This window comes from Pseudoalteromonas ulvae UL12, assembly GCF_014925405.1.
GTDB lineage: Bacteria > Pseudomonadota > Gammaproteobacteria > Enterobacterales > Alteromonadaceae > Pseudoalteromonas > Pseudoalteromonas ulvae.
The window spans coordinates 246,348-270,474 of the sequence record NZ_AQHJ01000023.1; the positions used below are offsets into that span (position 1 = coordinate 246,348).

23 protein-coding genes are annotated in these 24,127 nt (G+C 41.5%); 10 read left to right on the forward strand and 13 right to left on the reverse strand.

What is annotated here, in order from left to right; genetic code table 11:
- Positions 1 to 97 precede the first annotated feature (97 nt).
- Both PULV_RS04610 and PULV_RS04615 read left to right on the forward strand, forming a co-directional pair.
- A complete protein-coding gene (locus PULV_RS04610) occupies positions 98 to 454 on the forward strand; it encodes a RidA family protein (protein WP_193331042.1) in 357 nt (118 codons plus the stop codon).
- Positions 455 to 624: 170 nt separating this feature from the next.
- Positions 625 to 840: a hypothetical protein gene (locus PULV_RS04615; protein WP_086742724.1), complete on the forward strand. Its 216-nt coding sequence runs from the start codon at positions 625 to 627 to the stop codon at positions 838 to 840.
- A 23-nt stretch (positions 841 to 863) separates the two neighbouring features.
- Here PULV_RS04615 and PULV_RS04620 read toward each other — a convergent pair whose 3' ends face one another.
- Positions 864 to 1,304 carry a tellurite resistance TerB family protein gene (locus PULV_RS04620; protein ID WP_086742723.1) on the reverse strand — a complete coding sequence of 147 codons (441 nt, stop codon included), beginning with the start codon at positions 1,302 to 1,304 and terminating at the stop codon, positions 864 to 866.
- Positions 1,305 to 1,594: 290 nt separating this feature from the next.
- On the opposite strand from PULV_RS04620, the gene PULV_RS04625 reads away from it, so the two are divergent.
- The 3 genes from PULV_RS04625 (at position 1,595) to PULV_RS22135 (ending at position 3,483) form a co-directional block, all read left to right on the forward strand.
- The gene (locus PULV_RS04625) at positions 1,595 to 2,551 is read left to right on the forward strand and encodes a substrate-binding domain-containing protein (protein WP_227009352.1); all 957 of its coding nucleotides are present in this window, start codon (positions 1,595 to 1,597) and stop codon (positions 2,549 to 2,551) included.
- A 409-nt stretch (positions 2,552 to 2,960) separates the two neighbouring features.
- Positions 2,961 to 3,194: a type II toxin-antitoxin system ParD family antitoxin gene (locus PULV_RS04630; protein WP_086742721.1), complete on the forward strand. Its 234-nt coding sequence runs from the start codon at positions 2,961 to 2,963 to the stop codon at positions 3,192 to 3,194.
- A complete protein-coding gene (locus PULV_RS22135; RefSeq protein ID WP_086742720.1) occupies positions 3,187 to 3,483 on the forward strand; it encodes a type II toxin-antitoxin system RelE/ParE family toxin in 297 nt (98 codons plus the stop codon). Before PULV_RS04630 ends, PULV_RS22135 begins: the two co-directional genes overlap by 8 nt.
- A gap of 8 nt (positions 3,484 to 3,491) precedes the next feature.
- Here the strand turns inward: PULV_RS22135 and PULV_RS04640 are convergent, their stop codons facing one another.
- From PULV_RS04640 to PULV_RS04650, 3 genes are all read right to left on the reverse strand, one after another.
- A complete protein-coding gene (locus tag PULV_RS04640) occupies positions 3,492 to 3,851 on the reverse strand; it encodes an MmcQ/YjbR family DNA-binding protein (protein WP_193331044.1) in 360 nt (119 codons plus the stop codon).
- Between the two features lie 8 nt (positions 3,852 to 3,859).
- Entirely contained in the window at positions 3,860 to 6,589 is a 2,730-nt protein-coding gene (locus PULV_RS04645; RefSeq protein WP_193331045.1) for a CHASE domain-containing protein, read from the reverse strand.
- Between the two features lie 132 nt (positions 6,590 to 6,721).
- Positions 6,722 to 7,975, reverse strand: coding sequence for a hypothetical protein (locus tag PULV_RS04650; protein ID WP_193331046.1), 1,254 nt, complete (start codon positions 7,973 to 7,975; stop codon positions 6,722 to 6,724).
- A 230-nt stretch (positions 7,976 to 8,205) separates the two neighbouring features.
- Here PULV_RS04650 and PULV_RS04655 point away from each other — a divergent pair, with 230 nt between their 5' ends.
- Positions 8,206 to 8,487, forward strand: coding sequence for a hypothetical protein (locus PULV_RS04655; protein ID WP_086742716.1), 282 nt, complete (start codon positions 8,206 to 8,208; stop codon positions 8,485 to 8,487).
- Positions 8,488 to 8,557: 70 nt separating this feature from the next.
- On the opposite strand, the gene PULV_RS04660 is transcribed toward PULV_RS04655, so the two are convergent.
- Together PULV_RS04660 and PULV_RS04665 are read right to left on the reverse strand one after the other, a co-directional pair.
- Positions 8,558 to 11,725: a M1 family aminopeptidase gene (locus PULV_RS04660; RefSeq protein WP_193331047.1), complete on the reverse strand. Its 3,168-nt coding sequence runs from the start codon at positions 11,723 to 11,725 to the stop codon at positions 8,558 to 8,560.
- Entirely contained in the window at positions 11,725 to 12,585 is an 861-nt protein-coding gene (locus PULV_RS04665; protein WP_086742715.1) for an ABC transporter ATP-binding protein, read from the reverse strand. The genes PULV_RS04660 and PULV_RS04665 overlap by 1 nt, the downstream gene beginning before the upstream one ends.
- A gap of 183 nt (positions 12,586 to 12,768) precedes the next feature.
- Between PULV_RS04665 and PULV_RS04670 the strand changes: the two genes are divergently transcribed.
- The 3 genes from PULV_RS04670 to PULV_RS04680 all read left to right on the forward strand — a co-directional run bounded on the left by PULV_RS04670 (position 12,769) and on the right by PULV_RS04680 (position 16,994).
- Positions 12,769 to 14,292, forward strand: a complete 1,524-nt coding sequence (locus PULV_RS04670; RefSeq protein ID WP_193331048.1) for a sensor histidine kinase — start codon at positions 12,769 to 12,771, stop codon at positions 14,290 to 14,292.
- Positions 14,286 to 14,984, forward strand: a complete 699-nt coding sequence (locus PULV_RS04675) for a LytR/AlgR family response regulator transcription factor (protein ID WP_193331049.1) — start codon at positions 14,286 to 14,288, stop codon at positions 14,982 to 14,984. Before PULV_RS04670 ends, PULV_RS04675 begins: the two co-directional genes overlap by 7 nt.
- Positions 14,985 to 15,143: 159 nt before the next feature.
- On the forward strand, positions 15,144 to 16,994 hold the full coding sequence (locus tag PULV_RS04680) for a DUF885 domain-containing protein (RefSeq protein ID WP_193331050.1): 1,851 nt from the start codon (positions 15,144 to 15,146) through the stop codon (positions 16,992 to 16,994).
- 174 nt (positions 16,995 to 17,168) lie between these two features.
- On the opposite strand, the gene PULV_RS04685 is transcribed toward PULV_RS04680, so the two are convergent.
- The gene (locus tag PULV_RS04685; protein ID WP_176365120.1) at positions 17,169 to 17,876 is read right to left on the reverse strand and encodes an outer membrane beta-barrel protein; all 708 of its coding nucleotides are present in this window, start codon (positions 17,874 to 17,876) and stop codon (positions 17,169 to 17,171) included.
- 193 nt (positions 17,877 to 18,069) lie between these two features.
- Between PULV_RS04685 and PULV_RS04690 the strand changes: the two genes are divergently transcribed.
- On the forward strand, positions 18,070 to 18,684 hold the full coding sequence (locus tag PULV_RS04690) for a flavin reductase family protein (RefSeq protein WP_193331051.1): 615 nt from the start codon (positions 18,070 to 18,072) through the stop codon (positions 18,682 to 18,684).
- 279 nt (positions 18,685 to 18,963) lie between these two features.
- Here PULV_RS04690 and PULV_RS04695 read toward each other — a convergent pair whose 3' ends face one another.
- From PULV_RS04695 to PULV_RS04715, 6 genes are all read right to left on the reverse strand, one after another.
- Entirely contained in the window at positions 18,964 to 19,638 is a 675-nt protein-coding gene (locus PULV_RS04695; RefSeq protein ID WP_227009353.1) for a hypothetical protein, read from the reverse strand.
- 109 nt (positions 19,639 to 19,747) lie between these two features.
- Positions 19,748 to 20,596, reverse strand: a complete 849-nt coding sequence (locus PULV_RS04700) for a hypothetical protein (protein ID WP_193331052.1) — start codon at positions 20,594 to 20,596, stop codon at positions 19,748 to 19,750.
- Between the two features lie 125 nt (positions 20,597 to 20,721).
- Entirely contained in the window at positions 20,722 to 21,348 is a 627-nt protein-coding gene (locus PULV_RS04705; RefSeq protein WP_193331053.1) for a hypothetical protein, read from the reverse strand.
- A gap of 262 nt (positions 21,349 to 21,610) precedes the next feature.
- Entirely contained in the window at positions 21,611 to 22,585 is a 975-nt protein-coding gene (locus PULV_RS04710) for a transposase (protein ID WP_193331054.1), read from the reverse strand.
- A gap of 271 nt (positions 22,586 to 22,856) precedes the next feature.
- A complete protein-coding gene (locus PULV_RS22140; protein WP_405127485.1) occupies positions 22,857 to 23,000 on the reverse strand; it encodes a hypothetical protein in 144 nt (47 codons plus the stop codon).
- 123 nt (positions 23,001 to 23,123) lie between these two features.
- Positions 23,124 to 23,945: an alpha/beta hydrolase gene (locus PULV_RS04715; RefSeq protein WP_193331055.1), complete on the reverse strand. Its 822-nt coding sequence runs from the start codon at positions 23,943 to 23,945 to the stop codon at positions 23,124 to 23,126.
- Positions 23,946 to 24,127: the final 182 nt, after the last annotated feature.

Genomic DNA, 24,127 nt, shown 5'->3' on the forward strand with positions numbered 1-24,127 from the left:
CATCAAGTTTAAAAATCTTCAAGCCCAACGGTCGTTATTTCTTCATCAACAGCAGATAAACTAGAGTACAATGCCCTTTTTATGAATTGGAGTTCTCATGACTATTTCTCGCCAACACACTAATCAACGCATGAGCCGTATTGTGACGCATAACAACACTGTTTACTTGTGTGGCCAAGTTTGCAGCGATGCAACTCAAGGGATCACTGAGCAAACCCAAACCATGCTAGCAAAAGTAGATGACCTATTGGCACAAGCAAACAGCGATAAATATCACCTCTTAAGTGCGACTGTGTATGTCAGTGATATGAAGTATTTTGCACCAATGAACGACGTATGGGATGCTTGGGTACCCGAAGGGCATGCACCAGCTCGCGCTTGTGTTCAAGCGCCAATGGCACGTCCAGAATTACTAGTTGAAGTCTCTGTCATTGCCGCAGTAAAAAACACTTAACTTAGCCACTATTTTCGAAAAGCGACCATATCCCAACCTGTTCAATCAGACTCTGGATGTGGTTAATGCTTCAACGGTCTTTTTGCACTCGAGACGACAATAATAAAACGCCTTGATTCAATTGAAAGTTCAACAACCCCTAATCACTCTAAAAAATACGCTTAAATAACATGAAACAAGAAATAACTTATGAGTTTAGCGATGCACAAGTTGCTAATCGTTTTCGAAACGAACTCAAACATTGGCCTAAAGCCGAAGTAAAAGCAGTGCTTTTTCAAAATGATAAACGTGTAAAAGTCAGTTATTACACTGCAGACGATGGGTTTGATACCACCTGTAGTGAACTCGATACGCTTGCGGCAGCGTATAACGCAGCCGAGTGCTAGTCCTAACTAACGGCTAGTCGATGTTACTTTTTAGCCGCTAGTTTAGTGGCGATAAAGTCACTATGGCTGATATATAATAGTCCCGCAATGCGCCGAACAATATGCTCTTCATGGCTATCGAGCTCATCATCTGCAAACGCAACATGCCATAACAGCTCAACAATTTCAGTACGCTCAACATCACTGGTTTGATTATTGATTTGTTTCACAAACGCAAATAAATCTATGGCTTCTTCGACTAATGATTCTGCTTTATTGATTAATGCATCAGCCTGAGCAGCCGAAAGCTCGCAGCGAGTCACTAAAATTTGTGCCACTTTGGCCAACTCACGTTTACTCGAACGGCCATCCGCTCGCATCACTTCGACCAATAAAGCGGCTAATGCGGTATTAAAATCAAGTTCATTCCTTGCCAACTCTTGGGGATTCAAGTCTTGTAGTAATTTTTTGATATGGCTTAACATTACTTCTTCCTCTGTTATTGTTTAATAAATCAACATTGGCTGTACAGCCTTGTAAACGAAAATCGCCACACTTCTCAATTCTGTTAAAGCTTAAAATAAATGACATGATTTAAAAGCCCCTATATGTATCAAAGTATTGCAGTCTCTCTCTTCAAAAAGCACTTAGCCACGCTATACTGATTAATGATTTAAATAAAGTTTTCCATAAAGAGAATACGCTGCTAAACACTATAGATTACATGTTCATCCAATATTTTTTACGACCTTCCTTATTCCTACTGGGAGCTCTATTGACTTTTTTTAGCCCGCAAGGCGCAGCTGAGATCACCATAGCGGTCGTGGGGAAAACGAAAAACGATAGCTTTTACCAACAATCATTTCATGGTTGCCAATATTTTGCCAACTTACATCCTGCCCTCAACTGTATTTATACTGGCCCTGATGATTTTCAAGATGTCCGCGCTCAAGTCATCATAGTGCAAGAGCTATTAGAGAAAAACATAGACGCACTGCTCATCTCAACGACAGACTCTGACTTTCTCGTCAAAGGTGCATTACAAGAATTTTCAGCGCGTAACATTCCGGTGATCACCTTTGATTCCGATTTACTCCCCCAGCATCACCAATACCGTCTTGCCTATGTCGGCACGAATAGCTTCGATTTTGGCCAAGCACTTGGCCAGTATGCCAAGCGATTCAAACACTCCGAGAAACAAAGCATTTGCTTACAATCAGGGCATAAAACCACCCCCAATTTAAATAGCCGCTTAGCTGGTGTCAGGTTTGCTTTAGCTGGAGAAAACACCCCTCGTTTGACTGGTCAAAATGGCTGGTATGAGCATCCGCGCTGCCCTTTATATAGCTTGGGTAAACGAGCCGACTCAGTCCATCAACTCGACACTATGCTCAAAAAAACACCTCCACCGATCTTTTTAGCCGTAGCAGGATTTGCTCAATTTAGCCCCGATTACGTCAGTACTGTGTATCCATATAAAAAACAAATAGAGCAGCATAAAATCGTGATTATTTCTGCCGATACAGAAGACACACAACTCGACGTTTTAAAACAGGGATTATCGGTCGCCAATATTGGGCAAAAACCGTTTGAAATGGGACGTTTAGGGGCTGAGCTTCTCTATAACTATCTGATCAATAAACAACGACCAGAAAAATCTAGCTATTACTTGGGATATCACTATTGTACGCCTGAAAATGTAGAATATTGCACGATTAACCGCAAGTGGTGAATAAAAAAGCCCGCATGAAATCATGCGGGCAAACGCTTTTAAAAATAATAAAAGCCTCAAGGGAGGAACTTTACAACAACGATATCGGGGGAGATAAACGGATGTGTGTTTAAGTTGTCCCTATCATAGCGCGCTGAAACTTAACCGAATATTAATAAAACCTCTTTTATCAATATATTAATCATCCAAGGTAGCAATATTTTCCGTGATGCTTTGCTGATCTTTCTTGGTCATTTTACTCGCAGCACTTCCCCCTTAGGTACGCTTTAATCAAAATAAACAGAAATCCAGTGTTTTTTAAGCATGTAAACATAAGCGTTGCTAAATCCACCTAAAACACACTAATGGCAAACATTGCCAATATATGCCACAATCATTTTTTAATACTGACACTAAAATAGGAGTGACCATGGCAACACTGAATATTTCTATCCCAAACGAAATGCGACATTGGATTGATCAACAAATAGCTAGTGGTCAGTTTGCCAATGCAAGTGATTATATTAGAGATCTTATTCGACATAATCAAAGCGAAAAAGAAGCAATACGCATGGCTTTAGTTGAAGGTGAAATGAGCGGTGAAAGTTCTTTATCAGTTACTGATATCATTAATGAACAGAAAAAAATCATAACAAATGTCTAAATATACTCTCTCAAAAAAAGCATCTGATGATTTAATCAATATTTTCCAATATACCTATAAAAACTTCAATATTAGCCAAGCAGAATCTTACCTATTAGAACTTGAAACGTGTTTTATCATGCTGTCAAATGAACCTGAATTGGCTCACAGAGTTGAGGATATAAGAAAAGATTACTTTCGATATTTATTTAGAAAACATGCCGTTTATTTTAAATCTCGTGAAAATGACATATTCATTGTTAGAGTCATACATCAACAAATGAAATATGAGCTGCATTTAACAAGTTAAATGGCTCTTTAAAATAGTGTCAAAATAGACTGCTGATCTTTCTTGGTCATTTTACTCACCACAAGATTAAATGAGTTATCAATTAATCTTAGCACTTCGCCATTAGGCACGCTTTGATCAAAATAAACAGAAATCCAGTGTTTTTTGTCCATATGGTAACCGGGCGTAATCGCAGAAAAAATATCTTGTAGCATCAAAGATTCACTCGGTGCACATTTGAGGTTTAACATCATCAAGTCGTTACGCCACCCAATTAGGGCAAACATCTTATTTTTTACTTTAAACACATGCACATCCTCACCAAATGGAAACTGACACTCAGTGCATGGTTTATTGAGTAAATACGCCTTTAACGCTGCAAAATCCATATTTAACCTTATTGCTGATATTTCATCAAAATCGCTTTTAACTCAGCCAGATTAAACGGCTTATTAATAAAATTATCAATGCCGAGTTCTTTGGCTTTATCTCGCTCAACCTTTCCGACACTTGCACTTAAAATCACAATAGGGATAGTACGTAAACGCTCACTTTTTTTAATGAATTCTGAGGCTGTAAAACCGTCCATATTCGGCATTTGTAAATCCATTAAAATTAAGTCTGGTGTATGTGTTTGCAAATAATCTAACGCATCTTGCCCATCGTTTGCCAAAGCACATTTTACCGATAAATTCTGCAAATGCTTTTCTACAATGATTTGATTTATTTTATTATCTTCAACAACAAGCACACTCATCCCGGATAAATCGACGTCATTCAAAGAGTCTTCTTTTTCAGATTGCGGCGCAGTAAGTTGGCTGGCTTTTTTCAGTTGCAAGGTCACAACAAATTCAGACCCTTTACTTAACTCACTGCTTAAAGTCACATCGCCACCCATTAAATTACTGAGTTGCTTTACAATCGATAAGCCCAAGCCTGTGCCACCATACTTTCGAGTCGTGGCACTTTCTGCCTGTGAAAAGGACTGAAACAATTTAGTTTGATGCTCTGAAGCGATGCCGATCCCAGTATCTCTGACGCATATAGTCAAGTAGTAAGTATCTCCTTCTAGTGTGGCTTTTGCATCTAGCGTAATAGAGCCTGCTTCAGTGAACTTAAGCGCGTTATTTAATAAATTTATAATAATTTGCTTAAAGCGAATATCGTCACCTTCCATTTGCTGATAAAAAAGTGGCTCATAGTGAGTCGTTAACGTTAAGCCTTTATCGCGCACTTTGTCACGGAGCATTTCTACTGCAGCCTCTGCAGCTTGCGCTGGATTAAATTCACAGGCATCAAGTGACAATTGCCCTGCCTGCATTTTAGAAAAATCGAGCACATCATTAACAATACCGAGCAATAACAGCGAGGCATCATGAATTTTTTCAAGATAATTATGAGTTTGAGGTTCTTTTGACTCTCTTTGTGCTATTTCACAAAACCCCATAATGGCGTTCAGAGGTGTTCGGTATTCGTGACTGATATTGGCTAAAAAAAGGTTTTTTGCTTCATTCGCTTGTACAAGTTCATCATTCTTTTTTTGCAGTGCTTGGGTACTTTCATTCACTTTCTTAGTTAAACTTGAGTTGTAAGACACGATAAAAAAGACAAACATCACACACACAACCCCCAAGGCAGTGCCAATCACAATAATAAAAAAACCGGCCCAATTAATAAGCGTCAAATCAAATGCATCACTGCTATAAAAGTTAATCAGCCCTTTTTTATCAAATAAATTTAGCTCTACTTGATGAGCCAACAGTGGTGCAGCTTCGTTACTCAGTTGCGGATAAACATTGCGCTCTCCATAAGATAATTGATAGCTAAACATCCAATGACTCTCAACGCCTTGTTGTGGGTCAAGCAACACCTCTAGCTCCAATACAACCTCAGTCACGCCAATCAGCGTTTGCATTAATGCAGGTGAATTTTTCCTAAACACAGGGTAATACACCACAACACCCGTGGTCTTATTTTGCGCTTGAGCAAGGGATAAAAGTGGTGTCACAACAAACGTACCTTGCTCAATTGCCGCTTTTACTGCAGGACCTGCGATCGGGTGACTAATCACATCTAAACCAATTGCAGATTCATTGCCACTTAATGGCGCTAAGTACTGGATCGGAAGATAAAAAGGCTGTGTGGCTGCTTTAGTAAAACCCGAAGGCGTGAGCTGCTGAATAGTGCGGTGTTTCAGTTGCTCGCGGGCAAGCTCAGCTTCAAATTCGCTTCGGTTGTACTCTGGCACTAAAGGTAACCAGCCGATTGCACGTATTTGCACTCGTTCATCTTGGACTATCGCGGTGAAATCACTAAATTCTTGTCGCGAAACCACTTCACTGGCCTGAAAAAAGGCTTCTAACGCTTTTAAATAGAGTTTGATTGTTGATTGGGCACTATTGATTTGCTCAACAAACGGCCTAGTCGAATTAATAAACTGTTGCTGCCTTTGATTCTCAAAATTTGTTTGTGATAAATTAAACAAAAAACCAATCATGCAGTATGCCAACACACTGGTAATCGATGCAGCTAAAGGTTTGCGGGCTTTTTTAACGATGTGATTTGGATAGGTAAATAAAATAATTGGTGTAATAAAAATGATTGAAAAAAGATCCCCAACCCATTTTGTTACACTCAGATAAGCAATCACTTGAGGTGCTAAATCGCTATAAAATAACCCTAAAGCAAAAATAATCGCCACTGGCAGTGCCGATATTGGGCCAGTAAAAATTAAAAATTTTACAATTTCAGAAGCACGGCTGGTTTTTAACGGTAAATTAAAGCTTTTTTCAATCAGCCACTTAACCATCACTACATGGCTGGTCATCAAGATAGCGAATAAAAAAGCACTCTGCGCAGGAAAATGGGCGATAACAGCAGCATCATTATGATAACTAATCGATAAACCAACTAGTAATGCAATTGCCACAGGCCAACCAAAGACCAAATACAACCCGAGCATGACACCTGTAACAGGCCAAATAACACTGGTTAGCCCAAAGGGATTGGCAAACCATCCGCCGAGCAGACTTAACCCTAAGCACAACAGCAACGACGCTAATAATACCCAAAAATTATACAAAGGTGGCCGCGCTGTTTTTGTACGAACTCCATGTTGCTGATGCATTTATTTCCTGAACAAGTAATACGTCTTAGCCAAAACGGCGAACTGTGTACCAGTATAGTGAAAAAAGCAAAATCCCACAGAGCTAAATAGTTTTGAACCAAGTTTCAATCGTTAAGAACGAACACACAACCTTTATAAAGTAAGCTCTAATGCAAGATTAGAAGGGTGAATTTGATGCCATATTTTCTCTTGCGGATCCAGTTCACCCAATGACTCTAATTTAAAGGAGTCAAGCCACAAAGTGCCTGTACCGCGCAGCTTAGGGCCAAATGTAATACTTGTGGCTTCATCGGGAATATTTACTTCAATACTCACCCTTTGCCAATTCGTACTCCCCACGACAGCTCGGTTCGCCATATTGTCAGCACTGATGACGGTATCATGTTGATCCACAACTCGTGCCCAAATGGATGCTGTTAAAGCAACATCTTGCGCCCTAAAAATAGCCGATATTTGTATCCGCTTGCCACGAAAAGCCGTTGCGTTCACTTTCTGATACATCACTAAATCATTCGCTTGCGCTGGAAACGCCGCTTCATGCAAGCGCTCAATCTTTACAGGAGCTTTATTGCCATACAATCGATTGGTATCAAGGGCGATAGAATCCCCCTCATGCCATAAACGACCGCAGCGCCAGCTGCTAGATGTATCACAAGCAAAATCATCAAACTTTAACTGTTCTGGAGTCGGAATCAGTCGCTGATCATAAAAACCTCGATTTGTTAGCCTAGCGCGCTGTTGCTGCTGTGCAGAAGCGATGTGCTCGCGAGTCATGGTTTGATGATATGTCCCAGTTAAAGGCGTTGTTTGGTCGACCACAGAGATTGATACATCGTCAAACCACGCTTTACCTGTTCCAACAAGATAAAAACCAAACGACAAATTATTCGCATCTTCGGGGACATCTATCACCACTGCATAAGGCTGCCACTCAGTAGTCCCTATAATTGGCCGATCCGACATATTGTCAAAACTAGCGGTCGGTAATAACAAAGTATCTGCTCGCCCCCATAACGCGGCCTTTGTCGTCACTTGCTCGGTTTTTATAAACGCCGCAATTTTGACTCGCTGACCTCGATAGTCAATAGGATCAAAGCTTTGCATCAATAATCCAAAACTATTTTTATCTATCACAGCGGTTTTACTGGCGATATAAGCACTGGCATTGCCTTGATATTTTGTCTCTACATCAAAACCAGATTCGTATTCTTTGGCATAGACATTTTTGAAATACCACGTATTAGTGACTTCACCGGGAAAAGAATAATGCACATCAGCCCAACTCAGTAGGTTGAGCTGAGTATTAGATGAATAAAGGCTTTGATAGAAATAGAGCACAGCAATACAGCACACAGACACCGCCCCAAGACGGAAATATTTAAACACGTAAAACAACTTCCAAAAACATGACAAACACTCCTAATTGTACCTAAGTTCATTATTGCCAAAAAGCCAAGAATCTCTTTTCTTAGCACGCATTTGAATAAAGTCGTAAAGGAGACTAAACACAATTGCCGACAAAACAATCAATTAACACACCACGATAAATCAGCCTAACGGTTATCAGCTGTTGAGCTATTTGTTATGATCACTTAAGTCAAAAAAAGAGTGTTGTTATGAATCCTGATATCCCCCGTGTTAGCCCCACCGAACGCGATGCCCTACTCTGCACAGTCAAGGCCGACTTTGAACAATATCAGGGTAGTCTTATCGAAGGGGATAAACATGGCAATGGCCAAAAATTAAAGCTGTTTGTGATGGCCAATGTCACTACGTTTCACCTAATCCATAACAGCAGTACCGCACAAGAAATCGATCAGTTTTGTAAGCAGTATTCTTGGTTTTACCCATTATTTGCCACTATCAAAGAATTATTTGATGACTCAGAAAATGACTAACGCTGTTTAGCCCCAGTGATCAGAGGCTAAACAGCGAGAGCGAACTCCCTCCCTGTAACCGCGACTCAATCTATGACTCAAGTTGTGCTGGCGGCTGTAAAAAGAGTCGTTCAATCAAATCATGGTGTGCAATACCTGCTGAGACTTTCAGATAACGAACAAAATCCATCGAATTTGCGGGCCTTTTTGGGTAACCATGATGCTGCCATAAAGAGTTTAACGCCGCGATGATGACCTCATCACCACCCGCCTCTCGCAGCTTTGCAAAAACAAGTGTCGCTCTTGAATACTGATCGTAACTTTGATTGGCATCCACTAATGCACGCCCTTGACCAAAATCCATCGCACGACGTTGTTGATAACGTTTGCTTTCATAAGCCACCAGCGCATCAACGGCTGTGGGGCCGTAATGAGTATCGAGCATCACTAGCTCAACATATTTTGCCAGCGACTCGACTAAAAACGCAGAGTCATCACTCACACCATTACCAATGTCATGGCCAAACCATTGGTGGGCGGTTTCGTGCACCGCACGGCGGTAACGCTGATCAAACCCCGCATTCTCCTCTGGCTGTGCGCGAAACCCTACATCATCATTAATCAAGATCACTTGTGGCAATGCATATCCCGTTACGCCAATGCGCGGCACACTGATCAGGCTCAATTGCTTGGCGCGATACGCACTAATGTGTTCGTTAAACCATTGTACTGTGTCTGCCATTGCGGTTAAGTGCAGCTCTGCAGCTTTATCTTTTTTGGGAGCAAACACTTGCAGAGTGACACCATTTTGCTGTTTTGTCTGCGCCAAAAAAGGCATAGTTAACCAGCTCGCAATCGCCCGAATTGGCGAACGCGTAGCAAACTGGTAAATGTGACGGCCATTGTCTAAACGCGTTGACACTAATTCACCAGGTGCAACCGCTTGATAGCCTTCTTGTGTGCTGATGGTGCTAGATACGGTCATCCAATCATAACGACCCGAGCCAGCCGCTTCGTCAGCAAATAACATAGAGGGTAACCCCTCTGGCTTTGCTGCTAACTGATGCGCAGCGCGAAGCTGAGGATCCGTCAATTCATAGTTAGCTTGATAACCCACTGTCGCAATAAAGGGCACACTGCGAATATAACTCAACTCAGGCGTAACAAATTGATGACCTCTAATTGGCCAAAGAATCGGCTGCTGATACCTCAAGACAGACACAAACGTTCGGGTTTCATTCGGTGCCATCGGCTGGTCAAATTCGAAAACGGCTTGATTAAGCATTTGGTCAAACGACACTTTTTTTGCGCCATCAAACACAACATCCGCCCATTTGTAGAACCCAGCTCGGCCAATTAGCACTTGGTTAATCGCCTCATCATGATGATTGACCAGCGTATACGTCAGTTTAAACTCAGCACGTTGTTGTAAGGGGTAAAAATCCACTTTGGCATCAAGGTGCTCAATACTTGGCTGGGCACGTTCACGCCAATCGGCAAACTGCCGCTCATAGTGCGCTTTAAATGCCTCACGCTTATGTGAATTGGTTAACGGCTTTTCAGCGACCAACTGCAAATGCAGGCCAATAAATGCAGCGACGGTCAGACCCCAAGGAGCAATTAGAAGACTGTGAACACGAGAAACAGGCCCTCGACTTAATCCCGCTCCCCGATAACTCAGCATCATAGCCGTACACACAAGACTGAATGCAGCCAATCCCCAAACTTGCATGTAAGGCCAATAACTACTCATGCTCGCACGATAACCCCAAAATGTATCTGGGGCTTGTAATGGGGTCCATGCGACACTCCACAATGTATGCGTCACCCCTAAAAAGGTCATCAGCGGCGTAAATTTAATACAGACAATCAGGCATACCAGCAAACCGGCTGTCACCTGTGAACGACATAGATGAAAAATACATACACAGGTAACCGCTAAAAGGCTAAGCGGCAAGCCCACCAAACTTAATGTACTCAGGTATGCCTGCACCTGATATTCACTGCCTGTCAACCACTGTGCAATACTCGACCCTAGCGCTGCGAAGATCAAAAAACATACCACCAACCAAAAAATCGTTAACAGATGCGCCAACAGTAACTGATGTGTTTTCATTGGTGTGGCAGCTATCAGCTGCGCGATATTGCTACTACGGGCAAGTGACGTCACTTGCCAGCTCCAAAGCACCACCAAACATGTTCCTAATAGCGCCAGCATATCAAATGCAAAATGATTGAGCGCATCTTGGCTGGTATAGGCCAATGTCGATAACGGTTCAATATATCCATTGGATGACGCGACCGTATTACAGACTATTAGCGCCCAGATAAGTAATAATCCCCCTGTGAGCTTGTTCGTTAATATTGCATGAACACTGGTCTTGAGTAACGTCATGAAACTGGCAAAGGCGCTACCGTGCAACTCAACAGCCTGATAGCACTGAGTTGACGGTGGTGCGGCGCAAGTACTCGATGCATCAGCAGAGCGTGGTTGAGAGGATACTGGACGCGATGCAAAGCGCAACAAGACATAAATCAGCATAACACTCACCACTATCACCATGATCCGATTAATAAGCAATGCAAAATTGAATTGCTCAGCACTGGCTGAAAAGTGCTTAATCACAGCGGTATAGGCAAAAGGGTCAAGCCAAATAAAGGCCTGATAAAATGTGTCGTTAACAATATTGCTGCCCGCCAATGCTGGGTTACCCGTGATACTGGCGACCATTACATAGCCAATTAACACTGCACCAAACACCACATACGTGAGCATAGAATTAGCCGAACGCTGAGCAACAAGCCAACCCAATACACTCAGTAAAACCGCATTCGGTAAGCTCAATAACGCAATAAACCCTATGGTTGCCTCAAATAAAGCACCTTGCGCGCCTAACTGGCTCATATACAAACCCATCACCGCCAATGAACAACCACTGATGATCGTAAAACTTAATAAAGACAAGGCCAGCATTCGCACTAGCCCTCGTCGCGCATCTGAGACGGGCGTCACAGCAATCAATTCATGCATCATGGCTTGCTGATCGCGTAAATACACAATCGGTGACAAGACGGCTACCAACACAGGCAGGACCATCATATGCAGGACAATTAAATTGAGTGTTAGCTGCTTGGTCGGCGCGTCCTCCACACCTGCAAGCCCACTGGATAGCAACAGCGAAAACAAGATGGGCACAAAAACACATAACCAAACTAAGGGCTGACGCAGTGCATAACGATATTCATTGCGTAATAACATTACAGGGCTCCTTGTTTGTTTAACTCAAAAAAATATTTATCCTGTAAGGTTGCAGGCACTAAGACCGCATCTGTATTTGGTTGTTTATCACCATAAATACGGTAAGCACTTTGCCCATAACGATAGCTTTTACTTAAAATATGCGAAGGTGACACCCGATCAGGGTTCACATCAGTACGCCAGATTTTATTGTGTAATGGGGCGAGTAAGGTTTGCACATCGCCACTTTCAATCACACAACCTTTATTAATAATCGCCACGTGATGGCATAAGTTTTCGACATCTTCCACTATATGCGTAGACAATAACACTAAGCGACGTTTACTGATGTCTACCAACAGATTGTTTAAGCTCTCGCGTTCCATTGGATCTAACCCAGCCGTAGGTTCGTCCATAATGATTAACTTTGGATTTCCCAATAGCGCCTGCGCAATACCAAAGCGCTGGCGCATCCCTCCTGAAAAGTTCACCACTTTTTTATTAGCAACATGAGTTAAATTGGTTAATGCAAGTAAGCGCTCAATTTGTGGCTGATAATCCGCTTTGCGTAACCCTTTGAGAATGGCAATGTGTACCAAAAGCGCCTGACAGCTCATATTCGGATACACACCAAAATACTGGGGTAAATACCCCAACTGAGCACGCAGCGCATCAGGATGCTGGAGAATATTGCAATCATCAAAGGTAATCGAGCCGCTATCGGGTGCCTGTAGACACGCAAGTGTGCGCATTAAACTCGACTTTCCCGCCCCATTTGGGCCAAGCAAGCCAACCATGCCAGTTGGTAAGTTCAGAGATATATTATTGAGTGCACACGTCCCATCAGGGTAAGTTTTATTGATATTGGTCATTGTTAGCATGGCGGCTCTCCTAAAAATTGAATAACACCATCCTAAAAAAATTACCGGTTTACGCCCATCGATACATGCCTAAGGGTATGAACTATATGATGAAAGATAAAATTTTACTTTCATCATATAAATCGGTACTTTCATCATTTAACACCTTACAACACGCTCATAGCCCGCCACACTGGTTAAAAAATGGAATCTTTTATGTCTTTGGCTAAGCAAAAAAACGCGTTCAAACACGCACAAGCCATATTCGTTAGTAGTGTGCCCGTTTTAGCCGCTATCATGCTCGAAGCGCATATTCGCTTTTTATCGCTCCGTTATGAATCACCCACGATGTATGTGGCGATTAACCTGCAACTCGTTATCGAGTGCTTGCCTTTTTTGCTTGCTCATTATGCGACTCAGCACCTTACACGCATCAAAGCTTTGAGTGCTTGGGCCAGTGGCTTTATTGGCTATCCACTGCTGCTCATTGCGCTCAATCAGAGTGCTGAGTCAATCAATCAGACGCTGTATTTAGGGTGGCAAGGTTGGTTATTTTGCGTGACAGCAAGTGCTGCTTGGCTGCTATCACAACAACGAAAAACACAAGCAGCTAAAAACAAAATGAACTGGTTTCAGGCTATTTTTTCGCTCAATGCAGTCATCGCTATCTTAGTGTTTAGTTGGGTCGCGATCATGGCTGGGGTATTAAATTCACATGTAGACCCGATGATGAATCAGCCTTTTCCACTTCGCCTTGATTTGGGAAAAATAGTGACTCAGTTTGGTCAGTTTTTTCACTACTTTTGGCAATTGAGTGTGTATGGCCTGTTTACCATGATGCTGTATTTATTTACTCGTTATGTCTTAATCCGCCTAGTGTTAACACAACAAGGGGTATTAAGTTTTTTGTTTTCCTGCTTATTAACCCTCATTATTGCAACACCCGTCATGATCTGGCTGCTGCTACAATTGCCAATCAATGATTTACCCTCCCATATCGCAAACCTGACACCGGGTGCAGATCACAACTTGTTTAATCGTGATAATTATCAATTTATATTCTTATTTTTAGCCATTAGTTCCCCAATCATTTTGGCCTTTGAACGTCAACAGCATCATGCCACTATTAATGAAATTGCCAATCAGCATACGCAAACAGAACTCAAGTTATTACAGCAGCAAATCAATCCGCACTTTTTATTCAATACTTTAAACAACTTATATGCGCTGACGCTGACAAAATCGGACGATGCTCCTGAGCTGGTGATGCAATTGGCTAATTTACTTAGATACAGTGTCTATGAAGGCCAAAAGCCGCAAGTAAACCTTGAAAAAGATCTCGACTATTTACAAAACTTTATTGCCTTACAAACAATTCGCAGCGGCGATAAATGCCGCTTTATCACCCAGTGGCCAGCATTAACACAACCACTGAACATTGCGCCTTTGTTGCTAATCATCATCTTAGAAAATGCCATCAAACATGGCGTCGAGCCAACAACTGAACAAGTAACAGTGGAATTTAAGGTGACACTCAATGCCAATCAACTCAGTGTTGTTTGTAAAAATCCTATCCATTCATCGCCCTCAGAGCAGGTCGGCGGATTAGGACTCCTGAATTTGAAACGTCGCCTCGACTTACTATACCCTAATCAGCATACATTCACGCAACGTCACACCGCACAATACTGGCAAACGACCCTGACCTTGGAACTGACCCCATGTTAAACGCACTCATCGTCGACGATGAACCCCTCGCCCATCAAGTGATATTGCATCATCTTAAGGCCCATAGCGATACTCAGGTTAGCGGCCAATGTTACAACGCCACCGATGCATTGTGTTTTTTGGCCAATCATTCTATCGATCTGCTCTTTCTTGATATTAATATGCCTGCTTTAAGTGGTATTGAATTATTAAAAGTGCTCGCCAACCGGCCACAAGTGGTCATCATCAGTGCCTATCAAGAATACGCATTGCAAGGCTTTGAACTCGATGTCACTGATTATTTACTCAAGCCAGTTGATGCCAAACGACTCGCATCCGCGCTTGATAAAGTGCGCATGCGCGCGCAACTAATACAGCCACCAGCACCTGCTCAGCCTCTGGATTTATCGGGTCATATCGTGCTAAAAGTTGAGCGAGAAAAACACAAAATAGCCCTCAAAGAGATCAGTTATCTCGAAGCCTATGGCAATTACGTCAAAGTGTGGCAAGGCGACACTATGACGTTAGCCAACACCACACTTAAACAACTGTTAACTGAGCTGCCTGAGGCGTTTTTTGTTCAAGTGCATAAATCATTTGTGGTCAACAAACAACACATCACCGCCCTCACCACGCAATCACTGCAATTAGCCACAGGCCAAGCAATAAAAATAGGGAAGTCATACAAAGCCAGCTGCCAAGATTTACTGTGATTAAACAAGATCCGTCAAGCTTGCCTCACACCGCAGGCATCAGGCAATTTTGCAATAGAATCGGCCGTTCAATTTGTAAACAAAATATTAATAAAATACTTTGGATCCTGTATAGTCAGCCTCTTACCTTGAAATAAAAATAACAACAAAGGAAAAATGATGATTAAAAAATCCTTGAAATGGATTGGATTACTGATCCTACTCGCCATACTGAGTGGGGCAACGTTTATCGCCCACGAATGGTATGCTGATAAACCCCTGCGCTTTAAATCATATGTTGACCGTACTATGGTCAAAATGGCGTTTGATAGCCCAGAAACCTTAACCTCTTTAGGCTTTTTAGAAGGCGTTGGTATTAAAGGTCACAACGCCGACTTAGATGATGCCAGCCTTGAAAAAGCCAATGAATTGTATGAAATGCTGCCAGCAATTCGCCAAGGTGTTGCGCAATATGCCGATGACGAACTCGATAAATCAGACCAAATGTCTAAAGAAATTGCCTTGTACTTGCTGGATTTTGCCAGCGAAGCCAATCAATTTCGCTATCACGGTTACCCAGTCAATCAGCTGTTTGGCATTCAAAATGGCTTTCCAAGCTTTATGGATGCCCAGCATCAGGTCAAAACCATCGAAGATGCCGATAACTACATTAGCCGCTTATCACAAATAAAACGCAAATTTAGTCAAAGCCTCGAAGGACTCAAACTCAGAGAAGAAAAAGGCATCATCCCACCCCGCTTTGTGATTGATCGCGTGTTAGATGAAATGCAGCAATTTGTTGATAAACCCATTACTGACAATATTCTGTACGTCTCATTACAAGAAAAAATGAACAAAGCAGAGCAAACCGCACAAGAAAATCAAGATTCGGTATTTAATGATGACGTACAAAGCCGCATTTTGGCTGATGTAACCAGCCAAATGCAGACATCTGTGCACCCTGCTTACCAACTGTTTATTGATTACTTTACCAAGTTAAAAGATAAAGCCACCACAGATGATGGGTTTTGGCGCCTGCCTGATGGTGACAAAGCTTATGCCAGTTCACTGAAATTTTTTACCACCACAGACTACAGTGCTGATTACATTCACGATACTGGCCTGCGTGAAGTTGACCGTATTCAGGGAGAGATTTTAACCATCTTGAGCAATGAAGGGTTTGATACCAACGCTGGGTTTACCCCCGCCATCGAGCTGCTCAAAGCACAGCCTGAGTTTTACTACCCTGATACCGATGAAGGTCGCCAGCAAATCCTCGACGACTATCAAACCATCTTAGATGAAATAAGCGCAGGCCTAGATGGCGCCTTTAATATTCGCCCACAAGCGGGCATGAAAGTACGCCGCATTCCGGAATTTAAAGAAAAAACTGCACCAGGTGCCTATTATCAGCAACCGGCCATCGACGGCTCTCGCCCGGGGATGTTTTTTGCCAATTTATACGATATAAAAGCAACGCCGAAATACTCAATGCGCACATTAGCCTACCATGAAGGCGTGCCAGGGCATCACTTTCAAATCGCCATTGGCATGGAAGCAGAAGGCCTACCACTATTTAGAAAAGCATCCCCTTTTACGGCCTACACCGAAGGCTGGGCCTTGTATGCTGAACAAGTGGCGTGGGAGCTTGGCTTTCAAGACGATCCCTACGACAACATAGGGCGCTTACAAGCGGAGCTATTTCGTGCGGTACGACTCGTGGTCGACACAGGTATTCACCACAAACGCTGGACACGCGAGCAAGCGATTGATTACATGCTTGCCAATACCGGAATGGCCGAGTCTGACGTGATATCTGAAATTGAACGCTATATCGTGATGCCAGGCCAAGCAACCTCATACAAAGTCGGCATGATGAAAATTCTAGAAATCCGCGCAGCCGCGAAAGCACGCCTAGCTGAGCAATTTGATTTGGCTGAGTTCCACGATGTGGTGCTCAAAAATGGCGCTGTGCCGCTGGATATTTTAGCTAAAATTGTTGATGATTACGTCACTGAAAAACTGAAATAACCCATTACCATCATGGCTATGCCCTGAGTATTCTCGCAGGGCATAGCGCATCTAATTTTGACTTTTGATATCACTGCGCTTATAGATAATCGTTGAACCCACCAGCATCGCGGCTTGGGTTCCAATTGAGTCCTCAGCAAACAGTCCTTTAGAAATGATCCTGCGTGTGATCCCTTAAAAACGGTAACTCACGTGCGCGCCTATCCCTTGTTTATTTGAGCTATCGGCTGTAAAACCATTTTTAACCGGATCAAAATTTGAATAAGTCGCAAAGACGGCTAAATCAAGTTGCTTAGTCATAGCGTAATTGAGGCTCAAACTGGCTTCGTGCGCATCCGCTTGGCTCATATCATTCAAATCGCGGTAGGTATAACCCGCGCTCAGCACTACATGTTCAAATAATTGCTGCTGAACCCCAGCAGAAAAGCGCCACTCATCCGCATTGGCTGTGTGACTAGGTTGATTCCAAAACACATATTGCGTGCCAAATAACACGGCTGTTTCATCTGTAAAAACATATTTGCCCAGTAAATCAGCACCATAACCGAGCACATCTTGATTATCAGTGGTCTCATACACCCCTTTCATTCCACCACCTAAGGTGAGTTCTAATCCCAAGCCGTTGTTGCCTCGCGATAAAAAACGATAGCGAGTGTGGCCAATATTAATGCTCCAGTTATCGGTGATCCCGTATCCGGCATCCAAGCCAATCATAACTTCATTGTCTCGGTCGTTTTTGGCGTAGCTAAGATTACCCGACAGCTTCACTTCACTGTCTTTAAGAGTCAGTGAGCGCGTCACTAAATTTTGATCGCTCAGCTCATTCGCTTGAGTCGTTGCAGCTACAAATAAACACAGTACAGCCGTTACTTTTTTAAACATGATTTTTCCTTTCATTGACGGTATGGCAATCATGTTAGAACGAAGTATTGTAAGTTTCTGGCGCGAAAATGTTTGAAACTGTTGGTAAATGTAGAAGCTCACGTGGTCGACTATCTTGAGGCACTTTACTTCACTGGCATAACATGCGAGCGTTAGCCCATATTTCACTGAACATATACTTACTCCCATTGCTATGATTATTGATTTTTCGGCTCTTTCAGCCAATAACATTTACCATACCCTCACCCAAACGATTATCCCAAGACCCATTGCGTGGGTGTTATCAAAAAATCCACAGGGAGTGCTGAACCTGGCACCGTTTTCCTATTTCACTGCAGTCAGTTCAAACCCGCCGATTTTAATGTATGCGGTTGGGCAAAAGCCATGCGGGGAATACAAAGATTCAGCAACCAATGTCGAAGCAACAAAAGAGCTGGTCATTCACATTGCCAGTTGCGACCTCGCTGATGACGTCACCCAATCGGCGGCGACCTTACCCAACGATCAATCAGAATTAGACTTGCTTGACCTCGATGTGTTGGACTTTGATGATTTTAGCCTTGGCCGAATAAAACAATGTAAAGTCGCGTATGCGTGCAAATTACACAAAGTGGTCGAGATGGGTGAACTACCAATGAAACTGATGTTTGTTGAAGTAACCAAAGCCTATATTGACGATGGCATTATCGAGCAAGATGAAAAAGGTCGCAGCAAAATCGATGCCCTAGCTCTTGACCCCCTTGCACGTCTAGGAGCCGCTGAATATGCCGATTTGAATGAAATATTTACCGTCAGTCGCCCAAAATAATCTCACTATTTTGGGCGGCTGAATAAGTGGAATAAATCAGAGAGAATAAGTGTGAGTAAATAAGCCTTAGCTTTACTTGTCAGATTTGATTAATAGGATTTAATCAAATCTGACTGTCACACTAGATCCAACATGGAGATTGTTGCACTTGATGCCACTCTACCTCCTCAATCCAGTCATATTCCCTCGAACTTTCAATAAATTATTGATTTGGATTTGACCGCTTATGCGGTCAAAAAGATAGGTAATGCCGATTGAAGAGAGATCGGCTCATATGTGTTAGAATTTTTTGAAACTTATAAGCTCAGCATTTTTAATCGAAACCTTATAATCTCCAAATAAATTACTAAAGCCAAGCTCCCCTGAGATTGTTGCGTTATAACCGGAAGATAAAGCAGCTAAATCCTTTTCATGTTTTCTTTCAAAAGTGGCAGTGAAGAATTTAGGTATAGATGAAGTTCCAGACGCTTTTTCATGGGTAAAGGTTAAAATTAATTCGCTATCATCCCTTTTGAATATTGGTTCAACACACTCGACCTTCACATTTAAATTAATTTTTCTACCAATGTTACGTTTAGCAAACTGGTCTATTTGTAGTTTCGTGTATTCTTTATTATTTAAAGCTGAAACGATATCTTCAAATAACAAGTTAAAGCTATCCTCTTGACTACTTTCAACAACTTCATTTTTAGTGGGGAATTGGTTTTCAATTGGCTCTGATTTTTCTTTTATTACAGCTTCGACGGGAGCGTGAACTATTGGTTTTTCATCAGCTTCAGCAGTTAGTTTTTGACTGCTTAATTCTCTTCTTTTTATATCAACAAACGTCAAGATAAAACCAATCAATACAAGGATCGGTTCAAAGTTACCTTCAGGGTTGTTAAACCACAAAATGCAAAGCATAACAGCAATGAACGCTAATATTATTTCTGCTACCAATAGTTTATTTTGCAACCTAACCTCTCGAAAATTCTAACGCCTAATTAACAGGCTTAAAATTGTTTGCTAAGATGTTTGAGGGACGAAAAAAGCAAACTGTTTTAAGTCCTTGTTTAATTTATTGTTATGTTTTGATGCTCACATTGTAAGTTTTATCATTTACTGAAACTTCATAGCTAGCTGGTTCATCTTCTGTTTTTAATACGATTAATGCTGAAAAATAAACACTTAGAAGAGCTAATAAAATCAAGATGCTCTTTTTATAAGAGTCTTCTATAGAGACCTGTTTGTTATACCCTTCCAAAACTTTTTTATAATTACCTAAAGTTATATATGAGATATTACCTAGATCTCTAACTAATAAAAATGGGTCATTTTTTTGCGTTACAAATAACGCTTCATCTGTATAAAGTTCCAAGAAAAGTTCCATTTGCTTTACCGTTAACTCAACTTTTTTATCGGAACTCATATTTTCTTCATATTTAAATGACGAAACCAGTTCAGGTAAAAATGTTTCAAGTCTCTTTTCTCGCTCATCAAACTCTTGCAGTAATGTGTCAAATTCCTGAACATCGCTAGAAACTTTTGACATCTCTGGTACGTGCTGTAGACCCTTTTCACTTAGCTGAACCATGTCACCTAATAAGTTAATTGAAACCTTGCTTTTAAATTTAAGCACCCTCATAAGCTCTTTGATTAAAAAGTGGTATTCATGGATGTCGTGAAAAAAGCTTGAGTCGACGATCCTTTCACCCTCATAAGAAAGTAATCGATTAACAACTTCACTAGAACGAAGATTATTAAATTTTTTATGAACCTCTTCATTCCAGTAATTTAATTGGAAGTCGTACTCGTATGCTTTATCTTGCTTAGACTTTCCGGCATCTGACCATACAAAATTTTGTACGAATGTAATCAAAAACCCCGTAAAAATAATGAGTAATGTTAAAAGCGACTTTTTTCCTATAGTCAAAACTCTTCCTCTTAGATAAAACATAACGCTTGCCGTAAACGGCGCAAAATAGCAGGCTAAAATTGGCGACGAAGGAGCACAAGCCTGCTGTTTTGTGTCCTTGGTTTAACGGCCTTGTTAACACTTTATTGAATTGATTTTCCCAGTTTGATAAATAAAGCCATGTAAGAAATCTGGATTTCATTCATGAGCTTTTTAACTTTTTCAGAATGTTCATCACCCCAATTTTCACCATTCCACTCAACGACACCTGCACAATCTGCAATGCAAGTTTGTAATTTGAAAAGCTCCATTGTCATATCTGCATCAGCCAAAATACTTACATATGCTGATACTCTTGCCAAGGCTGAATCAGCTTGAATTTGGGGTTCAATATCTACGAAAAACTTGTCCCTTATCATTTTGTCGAAAAGCTCTTTTTTAAAAGGTTCGCCGGAACTGCACATGGCATAGTAGGCTTTAACAAGAGACAATGTATTGCTATAAATAGGTTCTAATTCTTTAATTACTCGGTCTACAATATCTTTTTTTATTTCAGCGACACGCTTACCATCTTCAAAGCGATGAGCCTCTCGTTGAAGGTTTACATCCTTTTCAGCTTGTAATTCAGCTACTTTAATTGATATTTCCTTGGCATTTTTGCTACCCAAGTAGCCAAAGACAGCACCTAAAATAGCCACAATATATGGCCCGCACACCTTTACTAACTCAATCATCCCTTTGCCAGCTAACTTCCAAAATTCTAAATCCAAAACACATAGCTCCATTGAGCACTGAAATATCTGACACTCATAAATATCTCTTTGATTTTAAATAGTTTGTGTTAAAAATCAATACAAAATCGATGTCAAAGGGTGTGGTGGGTTGAACGAATGCTGCTTGATAGGGATTTATATTACAGCTTTTCACAATCAAAACCGCTGATGATCATAAATTGACATGAAATATCGGATTTTTAGGCATGATAAAACTAGGCTGTGCCTCGTTTACTCGCCTAAAAGGCTAAATAGATAGTTAACCGACTCCGCGATACCAGCTTTGCTGATGCTGATGAGCACATTGTCTGAGTGCACTCGGTTGGCCTGCGAAATTGCTGTATTGACGCCTGAAATTTTGTACAGATTCAAGCCAGACCGCAGTTTCAATCCCCAATTCCACTAATATCTTGGGTTGGGTTTTGCTGATAGCGCCGCGCTTTTTGGGGTCAAAATGTCGGCCACTCCAATCAGCGAGTTCCAGGTAATCCAGTAACTTAAATGGAATGGTTTGATTGTTTGCGTTACTGCCAAACGCCATAAGCTGCTTTGGTTGCAGAGTAACTTGTTCGGTTTTTTCTAACGTGGACTGCTTTTTGTAATGCTGAATGCGCTCTTGAATTGACGTAAAGTCGCTGTCTTGCAGGTTTTTCGCCATTTTGGCTCTGATGGGATTCAAATCGACGTACATCATGCAACTGAGTACAGCTTGCTCGTCTAATAGCGCTTGAGATTTGAAACGTCCTTCCCAGAATCGGCCAGTGCAGCGGTCTTCTTTATTCGCTTCTCTGGCTATAAATTCATTCAAGTTGCGCATGTACCAACTGATGTCGTAAAGTCGATTTCGCCACACTTCTATCGTTTTATCAACGCTGTACATATAGGCTTTATCTAGCTGCTCACCCTTGCGGTAGCGGTCAACCAAAATTGTGCCGTGATACAGTTGATACCAGCGTTCAATCACCTCGTCTTTTGACCAATTTAATGCCCGACTTCTATCCACTCTCAGCACCAAATGGTAATGATTTGACATCACTGCGTATGCGGCAATATCAATCGCAAACACTTGTGATAACAGCTTAAATCGCTCGACTAACCACGCACGTCGGTGTTCAAAGTTTTGACCAGAGTATTTGTCAAAACCAGCTAAAAAAGCGCGACGAACACATCGACTGATGCAGTGATAATAAGGTGTGGAATCTAAATCAATTAACGACCGTCTTGCTTGTGCCATGTGAGCCACCAAAACATGAAGTGTTTAATTAAAATTAGACCCACTATTGTGATTTTTCAATGAGATATTTATGGGTGTCATGTATTTCTTATTGCTGTGCCTTAAAAAATGCAGCCGCCGTGGCTAGCACAATTCCAATTAATACAACATTTTTAATAACTCGGAAATTCACAAATTCTTCCTTGAAAAATTTAACGCCGCGCTAAGCGTGGCTAAAAATAAGCGACGAAGGAGCAAAAGCCAACTGTATTTTGTCTTTTTTAACAGTTTGTTAGGCATTTTTAAGCACCCTTTTAAGTTCAGTAATAGAAAGGGCTGGCTGTCGTATGTGAGTTAAGCGATGACATGTAGGACACAGTGATATTAAATCACTTAACTTAGTCTTGGTTTTCCCTAACTCTGAAAGAGGAGATATTTATGGGTGTCATATATTTTCCTGTCATGTATTTTCCTGCCTACTAATGGGTTTTCGCAGCGCAGCGTAGGCAATCCCGTGGAGGCCTCGCTTTTTGTGGCCAGAACGAAATTAAGCAATTTGTTATACGCCATTATCTAAACCTAATAATGCACTGATAGAGCTTAAAAGGAGAAGCTTGTTGTCATGTGGTACGTTATGACCAGTTTGATTAGTAACCATATGGATAGAATTTGCATTATTACGGATCAGTGACTGGTGCAAATCCCTCCAGATCTTTTTACCTTCAGCACTATGCCCTATCCACCAATCACTTTCATTTAATTTTGATGAGGTAACTATTACCGCAGGAATTCTGTTGGCAATATCGTCGTCAGCAATCATTTTCTGAAGATAAATCCCTTGCAGAAGGTTCCACTCAGGCTGGTTATTATTCATGCAGTTTAATTTAGTTGTATCGCGTTTCGACCAAGCTGCGTCGATTTTATTTAATTCACTATCAAATAGCTCGTGGCTTGGATCGAGCAAGATTAACCCTCTTACCTGCTCGGGATAAGTGGCTGCAAAAGCTCTTACATGCAAGCCACCAAAGGAGTGACCAATTAGAATCAAATTTTCTTTGGCGTTAATCGCTGTAAGCAGTTTTTCAAGTCGTTGATTTGAAGCCGCTAAACTAACATCTTTTGCAACTTGAGATTTACCATTCCCAGCACGAGAATATATCACTGCTCTGACATTTAACTTAGAAAGGTCAGCTAATAGCGGTTGCCAGTAAGCTAAACCCATTCCGATACCTGACTCAATCACCAACGTTTTGTTTCCAGCGCCAATATCGATATATTCTATTTGAATGCCATCAATAGCTATGACTTTTGGTTCCTGAGCTTGCGCTACGATTGGATTTGCAACCAAGAAAAATAACAAAAATGTTAATCGAAGAACCAAGCGTAACTCCTTGTGCAGCTAACGAGCCTGTAGAATTACTCGTTTTTAATTTGTTTTTATTAATCAACGAACCATAACTGAGTTCCTATTTTGATTCAATCGTTTAGGCTGTTTTTAGGTGAGATTTTAAATCGGGGTTTTAGATGGGTTTTCTTGCGGTTTATGTGTGGGTTTTAAGGCCT

What these genes read in the sequence shown, in the direction of transcription:
- PULV_RS04630 (WP_086742721.1), top strand. Translation starts at nt 2,961, where the DNA reads ATGGCAACACTGAATATTTCTATCCCAAACGAAATGCGACATTGGATT.
- PULV_RS04645 (WP_193331045.1), bottom strand. Translation starts at nt 6,589, where the DNA reads ATGCATCAGCAACATGGAGTTCGTACAAAAACAGCGCGGCCACCTTTG.
- PULV_RS04665 (WP_086742715.1), bottom strand. Translation starts at nt 12,585, where the DNA reads ATGCTAACAATGACCAATATCAATAAAACTTACCCTGATGGGACGTGT.
- PULV_RS04620 (WP_086742723.1), bottom strand. Translation starts at nt 1,304, where the DNA reads ATGTTAAGCCATATCAAAAAATTACTACAAGACTTGAATCCCCAAGAG.
- PULV_RS04675 (WP_193331049.1), top strand. Translation starts at nt 14,286, where the DNA reads ATGTTAAACGCACTCATCGTCGACGATGAACCCCTCGCCCATCAAGTG.
- PULV_RS04710 (WP_193331054.1), bottom strand. Translation starts at nt 22,585, where the DNA reads ATGGCACAAGCAAGACGGTCGTTAATTGATTTAGATTCCACACCTTAT.
- PULV_RS04610 (WP_193331042.1), top strand. Translation starts at nt 98, where the DNA reads ATGACTATTTCTCGCCAACACACTAATCAACGCATGAGCCGTATTGTG.
- PULV_RS04670 (WP_193331048.1), top strand. Translation starts at nt 12,769, where the DNA reads ATGGAATCTTTTATGTCTTTGGCTAAGCAAAAAAACGCGTTCAAACAC.
- PULV_RS04690 (WP_193331051.1), top strand. Translation starts at nt 18,070, where the DNA reads ATGATTATTGATTTTTCGGCTCTTTCAGCCAATAACATTTACCATACC.
- PULV_RS04680 (WP_193331050.1), top strand. Translation starts at nt 15,144, where the DNA reads ATGATTAAAAAATCCTTGAAATGGATTGGATTACTGATCCTACTCGCC.
- PULV_RS04655 (WP_086742716.1), top strand. Translation starts at nt 8,206, where the DNA reads ATGAATCCTGATATCCCCCGTGTTAGCCCCACCGAACGCGATGCCCTA.
- PULV_RS04640 (WP_193331044.1), bottom strand. Translation starts at nt 3,851, where the DNA reads ATGGATTTTGCAGCGTTAAAGGCGTATTTACTCAATAAACCATGCACT.
- PULV_RS04660 (WP_193331047.1), bottom strand. Translation starts at nt 11,725, where the DNA reads ATGTTATTACGCAATGAATATCGTTATGCACTGCGTCAGCCCTTAGTT.
- PULV_RS22135 (WP_086742720.1), top strand. Translation starts at nt 3,187, where the DNA reads ATGTCTAAATATACTCTCTCAAAAAAAGCATCTGATGATTTAATCAAT.
- PULV_RS04615 (WP_086742724.1), top strand. Translation starts at nt 625, where the DNA reads ATGAAACAAGAAATAACTTATGAGTTTAGCGATGCACAAGTTGCTAAT.
- PULV_RS04685 (WP_176365120.1), bottom strand. Translation starts at nt 17,876, where the DNA reads ATGTTTAAAAAAGTAACGGCTGTACTGTGTTTATTTGTAGCTGCAACG.